The 13,399-nt window shown below is 68.0% G+C and carries 15 protein-coding genes; all 15 read left to right on the top strand.

The window, feature by feature from the left end:
- The first annotated feature begins 68 nt into the window (after nt 1-68).
- The 15 genes from fliS (at nt 69) to ABE423_RS10305 (ending at nt 13,305) form a co-directional block, all read left to right on the top strand.
- Nucleotides 69-485, top strand: a complete 417-nt coding sequence (gene fliS, locus ABE423_RS10375) for a flagellar export chaperone FliS (RefSeq protein WP_005409561.1) — start codon at nt 69-71, stop codon at nt 483-485.
- Nucleotides 482-775, top strand: coding sequence for a hypothetical protein (locus ABE423_RS10370; protein ID WP_010485909.1), 294 nt, complete (start codon nt 482-484; stop codon nt 773-775). The genes fliS and ABE423_RS10370 overlap by 4 nt, the downstream gene beginning before the upstream one ends.
- Nucleotides 772-1,350, top strand: coding sequence for a PilZ domain-containing protein (locus tag ABE423_RS10365; protein ID WP_010485910.1), 579 nt, complete (start codon nt 772-774; stop codon nt 1,348-1,350). Before ABE423_RS10370 ends, ABE423_RS10365 begins: the two co-directional genes overlap by 4 nt.
- 91 nt (nt 1,351-1,441) lie before the next feature.
- On the top strand, nt 1,442-2,074 hold the full coding sequence (locus ABE423_RS10360; RefSeq protein ID WP_032970105.1) for a response regulator transcription factor: 633 nt from the start codon (nt 1,442-1,444) through the stop codon (nt 2,072-2,074).
- 285 nt (nt 2,075-2,359) lie between these two features.
- The gene (gene rpoN, locus ABE423_RS10355; protein ID WP_049398121.1) at nt 2,360-3,769 is read left to right on the top strand and encodes an RNA polymerase factor sigma-54; all 1,410 of its coding nucleotides are present in this window, start codon (nt 2,360-2,362) and stop codon (nt 3,767-3,769) included.
- Nucleotides 3,770-3,783: 14 nt separating this feature from the next.
- Nucleotides 3,784-4,161 carry a response regulator transcription factor gene (locus ABE423_RS10350; protein ID WP_010485922.1) on the top strand — a complete coding sequence of 126 codons (378 nt, stop codon included), beginning with the start codon at nt 3,784-3,786 and terminating at the stop codon, nt 4,159-4,161.
- Nucleotides 4,158-5,663 carry a sigma-54 dependent transcriptional regulator gene (locus ABE423_RS10345; protein WP_125895718.1) on the top strand — a complete coding sequence of 502 codons (1,506 nt, stop codon included), beginning with the start codon at nt 4,158-4,160 and terminating at the stop codon, nt 5,661-5,663. Before ABE423_RS10350 ends, ABE423_RS10345 begins: the two co-directional genes overlap by 4 nt.
- A gap of 186 nt (nt 5,664-5,849) precedes the next feature.
- Nucleotides 5,850-6,266, top strand: a complete 417-nt coding sequence (locus tag ABE423_RS10340; protein ID WP_125895717.1) for a hypothetical protein — start codon at nt 5,850-5,852, stop codon at nt 6,264-6,266.
- A gap of 393 nt (nt 6,267-6,659) precedes the next feature.
- Nucleotides 6,660-7,025, top strand: a complete 366-nt coding sequence (gene fliE / locus ABE423_RS10335; RefSeq protein ID WP_005409552.1) for a flagellar hook-basal body complex protein FliE — start codon at nt 6,660-6,662, stop codon at nt 7,023-7,025.
- A gap of 12 nt (nt 7,026-7,037) precedes the next feature.
- A complete protein-coding gene (gene fliF / locus ABE423_RS10330) occupies nt 7,038-8,684 on the top strand; it encodes a flagellar basal-body MS-ring/collar protein FliF (RefSeq protein ID WP_253143086.1) in 1,647 nt (548 codons plus the stop codon).
- A 7-nt stretch (nt 8,685-8,691) separates the two neighbouring features.
- Nucleotides 8,692-9,678: a flagellar motor switch protein FliG gene (fliG, locus tag ABE423_RS10325; protein ID WP_024958226.1), complete on the top strand. Its 987-nt coding sequence runs from the start codon at nt 8,692-8,694 to the stop codon at nt 9,676-9,678.
- Nucleotides 9,675-10,316, top strand: a complete 642-nt coding sequence (locus ABE423_RS10320) for a FliH/SctL family protein (protein WP_032129206.1) — start codon at nt 9,675-9,677, stop codon at nt 10,314-10,316. Before fliG ends, ABE423_RS10320 begins: the two co-directional genes overlap by 4 nt.
- Nucleotides 10,313-11,698, top strand: a complete 1,386-nt coding sequence (locus tag ABE423_RS10315; RefSeq protein ID WP_032129207.1) for a FliI/YscN family ATPase — start codon at nt 10,313-10,315, stop codon at nt 11,696-11,698. Before ABE423_RS10320 ends, ABE423_RS10315 begins: the two co-directional genes overlap by 4 nt.
- Nucleotides 11,699-11,701: 3 nt before the next feature.
- Nucleotides 11,702-12,169, top strand: coding sequence for a flagellar export protein FliJ (fliJ, locus tag ABE423_RS10310; protein WP_005416437.1), 468 nt, complete (start codon nt 11,702-11,704; stop codon nt 12,167-12,169).
- Nucleotides 12,169-13,305: a flagellar hook-length control protein FliK gene (locus tag ABE423_RS10305; RefSeq protein WP_346485956.1), complete on the top strand. Its 1,137-nt coding sequence runs from the start codon at nt 12,169-12,171 to the stop codon at nt 13,303-13,305. The genes fliJ and ABE423_RS10305 overlap by 1 nt, the downstream gene beginning before the upstream one ends.
- The last annotated feature ends 94 nt before the right edge of the window (nt 13,306-13,399 follow it).

Here is a 13,399-nt window from a genome sequence, read left to right as displayed (position 1 = left end):
TCAACGCCGCACCGCCGGCAGCGGTCCCCACGACCGCCCGGCGGCACCCCGCGCAAGGAGAATCACGAATGTACGGTTCCAGCCGTCAATATGCCGAGCAGTACCGCCAGGTGGGAGTGACCAGTGCGGTTGCCGATGCCGATCCGCACAAACTCGTGGCGATGCTGCTGGCCGGCGCGCTGGAGCGCGTGCGGCGGGCCCTGGCCAGCCTCGAGCGTGGCGACCAGGCCGGCAAGGGCAAGGCGATCGGCGAGGTCTGTGCAATCGTCGGCCACCTCAACGGCTCGCTGGACCATGAAGCCGGCGGCGAGATCGCCGGAAATCTGTCGGCGCTGTATGACTATGTGCTGCAGCGCCTGACCGAGGCCAACCTGCACAACGACCGCGCCGCGCTGGATGAGTCGCTGCAGTTGCTGGGCGAGATCGACAGCGCCTGGAATGCAATTCCTCAGGAACAGCGCCGCCCGGCCGCGGTGGCGCCATGAGCCTGCACGAACTGCACGCCCAGCTGGACGCCTTCGAGAAGGCCCTGGGCGAAGAGTCCCTCGACCAGGCCGACAGCTTGCTCGACGGTCATGACAGCACCCTGCATGCCCTGCTCAGCCAGCCGCTGACCGCCGCCGACCACGCACCGCTGACCGCGCTGTTCGAACGCCAGCAGAATCTGCTCGGCCTGCTCCGCCAGCGTCGTGATGCAGTGGCTGCACTGATGAACGATGGCCAGCGCTCCCTTCGCGCGGCGCATGCCTACCTGCAGGCAGAATCACTCGCATGACCCAACTGCCGACCACGTCGCTGCACCACCCCGCCGAAAGCGAGCTGTTCGACGAAACGCTCAGCTGCGAGCTGGCCTTGCCGGCCGAGTTCCAGGCAGGCAGCGCCGCCGGTCGCACCAGCAGTGCCGAAGGTCTTCTGCGCAGCCTGGCCCTGGTCGAGGACAGCCGCGTTGACGAGCACGACGACCGCAATGAGTCCAGCCTGCAGTTGCAGCGGCTGGAAGCCAAGCTGGATCTGGCGATGGTGCTGCTCGGCCGTCTGGTACGCCAACAGGGCCAGGAACTGACGCTGCGCCCTGTGCGCTGGTCACGCCGCGGCATACGCCTGCAGCTGGGGCCGCGCAGCGGCGCCAGCCCCGGCCAGGCCGGCCTGGTGCGTCTGCAGCCCAGCGACTGGCTGCCTGACCATATCGACCTTCCCGTGGAAGTGATCGCCGAAGCGGCGGACGGTGGCGGTGGTCATTACCTGTGGCTGCGTTTCCAGCGTCTTGGCGATGGCCTGGAGATGGCAATGGAGCGGCATCTGTTCCGCCTGCATCGCCGCCAGGTGGCCGAAGCACGCCGCGCCCGCTGAAACCTGCCACCATGACGCCGGATGGGCAACCCTTGGCGCGCCCGTTCAGCTAAGTTAAGGTGGACTCCCCTCACGGACCTCCAACGTGCCTGTGCGAGTTCTCATCGTCGACGATCACACCCTGGTCCGCGCCGGCCTGGCGCGGCTGCTGCAGGGGTTTGCCGACGTGCAGCTCGTCGCCGAGGCCAGCAATGCCGAGCAGGCACTGCAGCTGGCCCTGCAGCACGCCCCGGACGTGATCCTGATGGACCTGTCACTGCCCGGCCGCACCGGCCTGGAAGCCCTCAGCGACATCCGCCTGCGCGCCCCCGGCACGCGGGTGGTGATGATGACCATGCACGACGACGCCGCCCACGTGCGCGATGCACTCGATCGCGGTGCGGTCGGGTTCCTGGTCAAGGATGCCGCACCGCAGGAGCTTGAACTGGCGCTGCGTGCCGCGCACGCCGGCCAGGTGTTCCTGAGCCCGCAGATCTCCGCCAAGATGCTGGCACCGATGCTCGGCCGCGAAAAACCCACCGGCATCGCCGCACTGTCGCCGCGCCAGCGCGAGATTCTGCGCCGCATCGGCAAGGGTGAGAGCAACAAGGAAATCGCCGCCGACCTCGGCATCAGCGTCAAGACGGTGGAAACCCACCGCGCACGCATGATGGAGTCGCTGGGCTGTCGCCGCGCCAACGATCTGCTGCTGCTGGCCGCGCGCCACCAGCACGAGCTGGAGTGATCCTCTGCGAAGGAGGCCAGATCCGCACTGACGACGAATTCCCGTCACCCCGACACGCCCTGACAGGAATCCGTACACGGCGCAGCCCGATCAATCCGGGACCCACACCGGAAATCAGCAACTTAGCGGCGATCATCGTCAACATTCCGCGACAATGTAGGGAATACCCCTACACCCTGTCAGGACATTCACGAAGCCCCTCAGGAACCCCCTGATTCCGCCCCCGCCGGATCAAAAGCAAGATGCGTTCCACAAGGCGCCGGGGAGCGGTGCCGGGGAACCACGATGAAGGCTGCACTCTCGGCCCAGCTGGGCCAACAACTTCACCTCACCCCGCAGTTGCTGCAGTCGATCCGGCTGCTGCAGCTTGATGGCCTGCACCTGGAACAGGAAATCCAGCGCCTGCTGGACTCCAACCCGCTGCTGGAGATCGAAGAGGCTGAAGCACCCACCGCCGAAGCCACCGAGGCCGGCGCCACCACGCTGGAAACCGCTGCGTTCGACGAGCTGCCCGAGTCGTCGATGTGGGACGTGGCCGGCGCCAGCTGGCAGGACGGCGACGACGACCGCATGGCGCGCATCGCCGCCGGCGAATCGAGCGACCCGCAGCTGCGCGTGCTGCAGCGCCTGTCGCTGGACATGGATGACCGCGAGCTGGCCGTGGCCGCCTTCTGGCTGGACCATTGCGATGAGGCAGGCTACCTGCAGGCACCGCTGGACCAGCTGCAGCTGCTGGCCAGCGCCCAGTTCGACATCGCCGCCGACGGCGTGGAAGCCATCCGTCAGCAGCTGCTGCATGGCGAGCCGGCCGGCATGGCCGCTCAGGACCTGCGCGAAGGCCTGCAGGCACAGCTGCGCAGCCTGCACGGCGTAGTCCCCGCCCGCCACCTGGCGGCACGCATTCTCGATGGCGCGCTCGACGCGCTGGCCGCGCACGACTACCCCGCCCTCGCCCGCCTGCACGACGCCGAGATCGACGACGTGCGCGAAGCCGTGCGCCTGATCCTCTCGCTGCAGCCGCGCCCGGGTGACAGCCTGCTGCCCGAACGCAATGCCGTGGTGGTGCCGGACGTGGTCGCCTGGCACGCCGACGACCAGTGGAAGGTGGCGCTGAATCCGGCGACCAGCCGCCGCGTCTCGATCAACAGCCAGTACGAACAGGCCCTGGCCGAGACCAGCGAGGCCGCACCGGCACTGCGCGAAATGCTGCAGGAAGCGCGCTGGTTCAGCCGCGGCCTGTCGATGCGCTACGACACCCTGCTGCGCACCGCGCGGGTGATCGTCGAGCGCCAGGCCGCGTTCCTGGTGCGTGGCGAGGAGGCCATGGCGCCGCTGACCCTGAAGGAAGTGGCCGAGGAAATCGGCATGCACGAGTCCACCGTCTCGCGCATCACCACCGGCAAGTTCCTGCAGACCCCGCGCGGCACCTTCGAACTGAAGCACTTCTTCGCCGTGCGCCTGGAAGGCGCCAGCGTCTCCGGCCAGGCCGTGAAGGCCATGGTCCGCCGCCTGATCGACGCCGAACCGGCCGGCCGGCCGCTGGCCGACGAGGCCATCGCCGGCCTGCTGTCGCGCCAGGGGGTGAACATTGCCCGCCGAACCGTCGCAAAATACCGAGAACAACTGGACATCGCCCCGGCCCGTGAACGGCGCCGGCTTGGCGCCAGGCAACCGCAGCTGGCCCGGGTGGGCTGAAAAGGATGTTGGACATGAACAAGCTCACGGTCCTGCTGGTCGATGACCACGAGGGCTTCATCAACGCGGCGATGCGCCATTTCCGCAAGATCGATTGGCTGCAGATCGTCGGCAGCGCCGGCAACGGCCTGGAAGCGATCGAGCGCTCGGAAACGCTGCGCCCGCAGGTGGTGCTGATGGACCTGGCGATGCCGGAAATGGGCGGCCTGCAGGCCACCCGCCTGATCAAGTCGCAGGACGATGCACCGTACATCGTGATCGCCAGCCACTTCGACGACGCCGAGCACCGCGAACACGCGCTGCGCGCTGGCGCCGACAATTTTGTCAGCAAGCTGTCCTACATCCAGGAAGTCATGCCGATCCTGGAAGGCCTCAGGGAGGATCGATCGTGAGCGAATCGCGCATCCTGGTGCTGGACAACGACGCCGTGCGCGCAGAGCGCACCGTTGCCCTGCTGGAATTCATGGATTTCAACCCGCGCTGGGTTTCCGACGCGGCCGACTTCGACCTGGGTCGCCAGCGCCAGAACGACTGGATGGCCGTGATCGTCGGCAGCCTGGACGACACCGCTGCCAGCACCGCGCTGTACAACTGGCTGGGCGGCAGCAGCCTGCCGCCGCCGGTACTGCTGGCCGACGGTGATGCCGCAGCCTTTGCCCATCAGCACGGCCTGCACGAAGCCAACATCTGGCCGCTGGAAACGCCGCTGCGCCATGCGCAGATGGAAGCCCTGCTGCGCCGCGCCAGCCTCAAGCGCCTGGACGCCGAGCACCAGGCCGGCGCCGCCCAGGACCAGGGCCCGACCGGCAACGGTCCGGCAGTGACTGCGTTGCGCACGATGATCGAACAGGTGGCCGCATTCGACACCACCGTGCTCGTGCTGGGCGAATCCGGTACCGGCAAGGAAGTCGTGTCGCGCGCAATCCATCAGCGCTCGCCGCGCCGCGACGGCCCGTTCGTGGCGATCAACTGCGGCGCCATTCCGGCCGACCTGCTGGAAAGCGAACTGTTCGGCCACGAAAAGGGTGCCTTCACCGGCGCACTGACCGCGCGCAAGGGCCGTTTCGAAATGGCCGAAGGCGGTACCCTGCTGCTCGACGAAATCGGCGACATGAGCCTGCCGATGCAGGTGAAGCTGCTGCGCGTGCTGCAGGAACGCAGTTTCGAGCGTGTCGGTGGTAACCAGACCATCCGCTGCAACGTACGCGTTGTGGCCGCGACCCATCGCGACCTGGAAACCCGCATCGCCGAAGGCAAGTTCCGCGAGGACCTGTTCTACCGCCTCAACGTGTTCCCGATCGACGTGCCCGCCCTGCGCGAGCGTCGCGAAGACCTGCCGGCGCTGGTGGAAACCATCGCCGCACAGCTGGCCCGCACCGGCCGTGGCGAAGTGCGCTTCACCCCGGAAGCCCTGCAGGCCCTGGCCGGCTACGAGTGGCCCGGCAACGTGCGCGAACTGACCAACCTGGTCGAGCGCCTGGCGGTGCTGCACCCGGGCGGCTCGGTGCGCGTGCAGGACCTGCCGGCCCGCTACCGTGGCGACGCTGCACTGGCAGCGGTGGCCGCACCGGCACCGGTACAGCCGACGGCCAGCGAAGAACGCCTCGACCTGCGCAGCTTCTCGTTCCACACCCCGGGCGGCGGCAGCCAACCGGCGCTGGAGCACAGCATTGCCGTCAATCGCGCCGCAGCACCGGCGGCGCTGCCCGATGAAGGCATGGACCTGCGCAACCACATGGCCAACATCGAACTGGGCCTGATCAACGAAGCACTGGAGCGCACCCAGGGCGTCGTCGCCCACGCCGCCCAGCTGCTCGGCCTGCGCCGCACCACCCTGGTGGAAAAGCTGCGCAAGTACGGCATCGAACGCGAGCAGGCCGAACTGGCCGGCTGAACCTCGCGACCAGCATGAAGGGGGCACGAACGCCTGGGCTTGCCCGGGCGTTGGTGTTTCCAGTACCTGGGGTCAGATCCCTTTTCCTGCGGAAAGAGATCTGACCCCATTGCATTTGCACGTTTTCCTAAAGACATCACCGCCGCAGTGCGGAGCATGGCAAGGACATCCCAACGAGGTCCCACCATGCATCGCCTCACTCTGCTCGCCGCCTTGCTCTGCCCGCCCCTGGCCAGCGCCGCCGACTGCACCCTGCCCACCACGCTGGACCAGCGCCAGTTCACCAACCTCAGCGACCCGCTGTACGCACCGGACAACCCCAATGCCGGACGCATGGTGCAGGTCAGCTTCGCCGGCAACCAGTATGTGCTGGACATCCTCGGCACCGACCTCCGCATCGGCGGCAGCTACCGCTATCAGCACCTGGCCCCGCATATCGCGGAAATCCAGATGACCGAAGCCCACCCGGCCGGCCCTACCCACTACACCCTGCTGCTGACCTGCCAGACCGACCACCAGGGCCGCTTCATCTACACCCAGCACGACGGCCCTATCGCACCGCGCCAGCGCCAGAATTCCGGCCGCTGGACCCTGCAGCCATAGGCCAGAAAACCGACGCCGGTTAAATGGCGCCTTCAATGGGGTAAGAGCCCGTGCCGACCAACGGTCGGCACCCACCATCAGCAGCAGGTTCCAACAGATCGCGGAATTCTGTCGAAGGCGGGGTGGGTCCGGTTGCGGGGGCGTGAGCGCCATGGATGGCGCGACCGAGCTTACATGGATGTACTTGCAGCGTCCCCCGCAACCGGACCCACCCCGCCCCCCACGGATCGCCAGCCGTTGACGTTGACGTTGACGTTGATTCGGCGGGTGCAGGGCGCAGCCCTGCCAGCACACCCAAAACCCTCACTTCACTGAATCGAAAACCGGTTTCGGCACGGCACTTGCACCTGCTCCAGCAGACAACCCCATCCCCTGTTTCTGGAACCGTTGCAGATGTCCCACTCCGTCACGTCGATCCTTTCGCAGATCCGCTCCTATCAGACCCAGATGGGACAGCCGGCGCTCAACCCGCTGGGCGAAACGCCGCGCAGCAACGCCCTGCCGGGCACGGTGCTGGATGCACCGCAGGCCCAGCCGGCCAGCTTCACCGAAACCCTGCGTGGTGCGATTGCCGGCGTCAACGACGCGCAACAGAAATCCGGCGCCCTGGCAAAAGCCTTCGAAATGGGCGACCCCAGCGCCGACCTCGCCAAGGTCATGGTCGCCTCGCAGCAGTCCCAGATCGCCTTCCGCGCCACCGTGGAAGTCCGCAACCGTCTCGTCCAGGCCTACCAGGACGTGATGAACATGCCGCTGTAAGGATAGAACCGCATGGCCCTGTCGCTCTCCAAGGAATCCCTGAACGCCGAAAAGGCGGGCCAGTGGTTCGATCGGCTGCAAAGCCTGCAGATCACCCGTCGGCTCGGACTGATGGCGATGATCGCCGTGGCCGTAGCGGCCGGGCTGTCCGTGTTCTTCTGGTCGCAGAAGCCCGGCATGGTCCCGCTGTATACCGGCCTGGACCAGAAGGCCACCGCTGAAGCGACCGACCTGCTGCGCGCCGCGCAGATCCCGTTCGCGCTCGACCCGGCCACCGGTGGCATCACCGTGCCGGAAAAGAACCTGCACGACGCCCGCCTGAAGCTGGCCGGCTCCGGCCTGACCGACAGCGGCAAGCTCGGCTTCGAGCTGATGGAACGCGACCCGGGCTTCGGCGTCAGCCAGTTCGTGGAAAGCGCGCGCTACCAGCATGCGTTGGAAACCGAGCTGTCGCGCACCATCAACACGCTGCGCCCGGTGCGCGATTCGCGCGTGCACCTGGCCATTCCCAAGCCCAGCGCCTTCACCCGGCAGCGCGACGTGGCCAGTGCCTCGGTGACGCTGGAACTGCGTGGCGGCCAGCAGCTGGAACGCAGCCAGGTCGACGCCATCGTGCACATGGTCGCAGCCAGCATTCCGGACCTCGCTCCGGAACGGGTGACCGTGGTCGACCAGAGCGGGCGCATGCTCAGCATCACCGACCCGAACAGCGAAGCGGCGGTCAATGCGGCCCAGTTCGAGCAGGTCCGCCGCCAGGAAACCTCGTTCAACCAGCGCATCCGCGAGCTGCTGGAGCCGATGACCGGTCCTGGCCGCGTCAATCCGGAAGTGAGCGTGGACATGGATTTCTCGGTGACCGAGGAAGCCCGTGAGCTCTACAACGGTGAACCGCAGAAGCTGCGCAGCGAGCAGATGAGCGAGAACACCACCAGCACCCCGGGGCCGCAGGGCGTGCCGGGCGCGACCAGCAACAGCCCGCCGGGCCAGCAGGCCGCACCGGCCACTGCGCAGGCCCCGACCGAAAGCAGCAAGAATGCGACCCGCAACTACGAGCTGGACCGCACCCTGCAGCACACCCGCCAGCCGGCTGGCCGCATCAAGCGCGTCTCGGTGGCGGTGCTGGTGGACAACGTCCCGCGCGCCGGTGCCAACGGCAAGATGAGCCCGCAGCCGCTGTCGGCCGCCGAACTGACCCGCGTCGAGGCGCTGGTCAAGCAGGCCGTCGGCTTCAACGCCGAGCGTGGCGACACCGTGTCGGTGATGAACGCCCCGTTCGTGCGTGACACCACGCCGGTCGAAGGCCCGGCATGGTGGGAGCTGCCGTGGGTGCACGACGCCGGCCGCATGCTGCTGGGTGCCGTGGTGGTGCTGGCGTTGCTGTTCGGTGTGCTGCGCCCTGCACTGCGCGCGATCACCGGCCAGAACAAGAAGAACGACGAGCTGGCACTGGAGCCGCATACCGCGGACGTGCAGCTGGTCGATGACGATGGCATGCCGCTGCCGGCGCTGGGCGCCGACCGGGCCAGCCTGGGCGGGCCGGATGCATTGGCCCTGCCGGTGGATTCATATGAGGAACGACTGCGGATGGCGCGTGAAGCCGTGAAGACCGACTCCAAGCGCGTGGCCCAGGTGGTCAAGGGCTGGGTGGCCAATGACTGAGGCCGCACTGACTGGCGTGCAGCGCGCCGCCGTACTGCTGCTTTCGCTGGGTGAGCTGGATGCGGCCGAAGTGCTGCGTCACATGGAACCCAAGGAAGTTCAGAAAATCGGCATCGCCATGGCCACCATGACCGACATCACCCGCGAACAGGTGGAACGGGTGATGGACCAGTTCGGCCAGGAGCTGGGCTCGAAGACCTCGCTGGGCGTGGGCTCGGACGATTACATCCGCAACATGCTGGTGCAGGCACTGGGCAGCGAGAAGGCCGGCAACCTGATCGACCGCATCCTGCTCGGCCGCAACACCACCGGCCTGGACGCGCTGAAGTGGATGGACCCGCGTGCGGTGGCCGACCTGGTGCGCAACGAGCACCCGCAGATCATCGCCATCGTGATGGCGCACCTGGAAACCGACCAGGCCGCCGACGCGCTGAAGCTGCTGCCCGACCGTACCCGCGTGGACGTGCTGCTGCGCATCGCCACCCTCGACGGCATTCCGCCGAACGCACTCAATGAACTCAACGAGATCATGGAGCGCCAGTTCGCCGGCAACCAGAACCTGAAGTCGTCCAACATTGGCGGCGTGCAGTGCGCGGCCAACATCCTGAACTTCATGGACAGCGGCCAGGACCAGGCGATCCTGGGCGAGATCGCCCGCATCGATGCGCCGTTGAGCAACCGCATCCAGGACCTGATGTTCGTGTTCGACGACCTGGTAGACCTGGACGACCGCGAAATGCAGCTGGTGCTGCGCGAAGTGAGCGGCGAGCGCCTGGGCCTGGCCCTGCGCGGTGCCGACATCAAGGTGCGCGACAAGATCACCCGCAACATGTCGCAGCGCGCGGCCGAAATCCTGCTGGAAGACATGGAAGCCCGCGGCCCGGTGCGCCTGTCCGACGTGGAAGGCGCACAGCGCGAGATCCTGGCCATCGTCAAGCGCATGGCCGATGAAGGCACCGTCACCATCGGTGGCAGCGCGGAGGCCATGCTGTGAGCAACGTCGTGCGCTGGCTTGCCCCGGACCTGCTGGCCCAGCCCGAACCGGTGCTGGATCAGGCGGATGCGTTCGAACTCACCGAGCCGGACCCGGAACACGAGCCGGAGCCGCCGCTGCAGCTGCCGACCCTGGAGGAAATCCAGGCCATCCAGGACAGCGCAGAGAAGGAAGGCTTCCAGCACGGCCATACCGAAGGCTACGGCCAGGGCCAGGCGGAGGTGCGTCGTCTCGCCGCGCAGATCGAAGGCATCCTGGACAACTTCAGCCGACCGCTGGTGCGGCTGGAGAACGAAGTGGTCGGCGCACTGGGCGAGCTGGCGGTACGCATCGCCGGTGCGCTGGTCGGCCGCGCCTATGAAGCCGACCCGGCACTGCTGGCACAGCTGGTCGGTGAGGCCATCGACGCGGTGGGTGGCAGCACCCGGGAAGTGGAAGTGCGACTGCACCCGGACGACATCGCCGCCCTCGCCCCGCTGTTGAGCCTGCCGCCACAACAGCGCCTGGTGCCAGACACCAGCCTCAGCCGCGGCGATCTTCGCGTGCACGCCGAAGCCGTGCGCATCGACGGCACCCTGGAAGCCCGCCTGCGCGGCGCGCTGGACGCGGTGATCCGCCAGACCGGAGCCAATGCATGAACCCCGATCAGCAGCCGACGCCGCCACCGGCCGACTGGGCCATGGCCCGCAACCTGCGCCTGGCCCGTCGCCTCGATGGCCTGCGTGTGGATACTGCCCATGGCCGCGGCCTGATCCGCGAGGGCGTGCTGCGCCGCGCGGTCGGGCTCACGCTGGAAGCGGTCGGCTGCGAGGCACCGCTGGGCGCAAGCTGCAAGGTGGAAGTGGTTGATGGTGGCTGGGTCGATGCCGAAGTGGTCGGCTTCGCCGGCGAGCGCACCTACCTGATGCCCAGCGCAGAGCTGCATGGCCTGTTGCCCAATGCGCGGGTGGTGCCGTCCGCGCGCCGTGGCGGCGTGGAAGTGGGTGAAGGCCTGCTCGGCCGCGTCATCGACAGCGACGGCGTGCCGCTGGATGGCAAGGGCCCGATCCGCGCCGAGGGCCATGTCGGCATGGCCGGCGTGTCGATCAATCCGTTGGCGCGTGAGCCGATCACCCAGCCGCTGGACGTGGGCGTGCGCGCGATCAACGCGCTGCTGCCGATCGGCCGCGGCCAGCGTGTCGGCCTGTTCGCCGGTTCCGGCGTCGGCAAGTCGACGCTGCTGGGCATGATGACCCGCTACACCGCCGCCGACGTGATCGTGGTCGGCCTGATCGGTGAACGTGGCCGCGAAGTACGCGACTTCGTCGAGACCACGCTGGGCGAGGAAGGCCTGCGCCGCGCCGTGGTGGTGGCCAGTCCCGCCGACCGGCCGCCGCTGGCGCGCCTGCATGGTGCCTATCGCGCTACCGCCATCGCCGAATGGTTCCGCGACCAGGGCCTGAACGTGCTGTTGCTGATGGACTCGCTGACCCGCTTCGCCCAGGCGCAGCGCGAGATCGGCCTGTCGGTCGGCGAACCACCGACCACCCGCGGCTATCCGCCGTCGGTGTTCGCCAAGCTGCCGGCGCTGGTCGAGCGTGCCGGCAATGGTGCCAAGGGCCGCGGCTCGATCACCGCGTTCTACACGGTGCTGACCGAAGGCGACGATCCGCAGGATCCAATCGCCGATGCAGCGCGCGCGATCCTCGACGGCCACATCCTGCTGTCGCGGCGCGTGGCCGACAGTGGCCTGTACCCGGCCATCGACGTTGAATCGTCGGTCAGCCGCGTGGTCACGGAAATCGCCGACGAACCGTGGCGCCTGCGCATCCGCAAGCTGAAGCGGCTGGTCTCGGCCTATTCGGCCAACCGCGATCTGATCGCCATCGGTGCCTACCAGCGCGGCAACGACGCGGCCACCGACGAAGCCTTGGAACGCTGGCCGGAAATCATGGAGTTCCTCGGCCAGGACGTTGCCAAGGCCGCAGATCTCCCGCACAGCCAGGCGGCACTGCAGCGCCTGGTGGAACAAGAGAGTTAAGCCATGAACCAGTCCAAGCGCATCGATCCCCTGCTCAAGCGGGCCCAGGAACACGAGGACGCGGTCGCCCGCGACCTGGCCGAACGCCAGCGCGTGCTCGATACCCATCTATCGCGACTGGACGAACTGCGCCGCTATGCCGAGGAATATGCGAACGCGCAGATGGCAGCGACCAGCCCGGCGCAGCTGCTGAACCGGCGCGCCTTCCTCGACCGTCTCGACAGTGCGGTGGAGCAGCAGCAGGCCACGGTCAACGGCAACCGCGAAAAGGTGGAAGCCGAGCGCGCCCGCCTGATCCTGGCCAGCCGTGACAAGGCCGTGCTGGAACAGCTGGCCGCCAGCTACCGCGCACAGGAAAAAGTGGTGACCGACCGCCGCGACCAGCGCGAGATGGACGACATTGGCGCGCGTCGCGCCCGCCTGGTACAGGCCGAAGATCAGGACGGCGCCGAGCAGGGAGGCCGCTCGTGATGCCCGCGCCATTGGCCAGCAGCGCCAACGCGCAGCCACAGCATTCCGGCAGCAGCGCACCCCGCGCGCCACGCGGTGATGGCAACAAGGGGTTCAGCCAACTGCTGCAGGGTGGCTCGCCGGGTGCCGATGCACCCTCGAAACCCTCGAACTCGCCCATGCCGTCCACGCAGGGACCGGCATCGGACAGTACTGGCCAGGCCGGCGCCGAGCGCAGGCCGGACAGCGCTGCCGCCCCCGAAGAGACCGCCGCCACGGTGCCCACAGCACCGGCCAAGCCGGTTGCCGAAAAGGACACCCCGGCGGCGACCGAGGAAGCCCCTTGGCCGCCACTCGGCCTGGCCGGGCTGGTGCTGGCGGTACCCGCGCCTGCCGATCCTGCCGCCGCTCTGCCAACAGTGGCCGCAACGGCTACCGACGTAGACGGCAACGCACTACCCGCCCCCGCCGCACTGCCGGCCGCCGCAGCCCTGCCATCCACAGCGGCGGCTGCCACATCGTCCACCACCAACAGCGGCACCGACCAGACAGCCACATTGCCGTTGCCTGAACTGGTGCTGCCCGGCAAGCGCAACGAGCGTGGCGAAGGCAGCGACGCACCCCTCATCGGCGACCGTGCCGCAGCGCCGCTGCTGCATGCGCCCGGCAACGCGGCTGTGCAGGATCTGAAAGCCGCACTCGCTACCGGCAACGCCATTTTCAACGGCGAGCCGACACCGAAGCCGGTGCTCGGTGACGATGGTTTCGACCAGGCCGTCGGCGCGCGCCTGGGCTGGCTGGCCGACCAGAAGATCGGCCACGCCCACATCCGGTTGAGTCCGGACGACATGGGCCCGGTCGATGTGCGCCTGCAGTTGAACGGCGACAAGGTGCATGCCAGCTTCAGCAGCCCACACGTGGATGTGCGCCAGGCACTGGAAAGCAGCCTGCCGCGCCTGCGCGAACTCCTCGGCGAGCAGGGCTTCCAGCTGGCTCATGCTGATGTTGGTCATCAGGCGCCCGGTGGTGACGGCAATGCGTCAGGCCAGGCCAGTGGCGGCGGCATCGCGGGTGACGGAGAACCGTCGCCGGGCGAGGCCAGCGTGTCGTCCGCGCAGTTGATCCGCCAGCGCGGGTTGCTGGACGCATACGCCTGACAGACGTGCCAACCAAGGTTGGCACCCACCAGAGCGGGACGGTTGGCACCTACCAGTATCGCGTTGGTGGGTGCGGAGCGTGCTCAGCACGGCC

The sequence above is a fragment of the Stenotrophomonas sp. TWI1409 genome, assembly GCF_039673015.1.
Lineage (GTDB): Bacteria > Pseudomonadota > Gammaproteobacteria > Xanthomonadales > Xanthomonadaceae > Stenotrophomonas > Stenotrophomonas maltophilia_A.
This window is presented reverse-complemented; position numbering and strand designations above follow the sequence as displayed.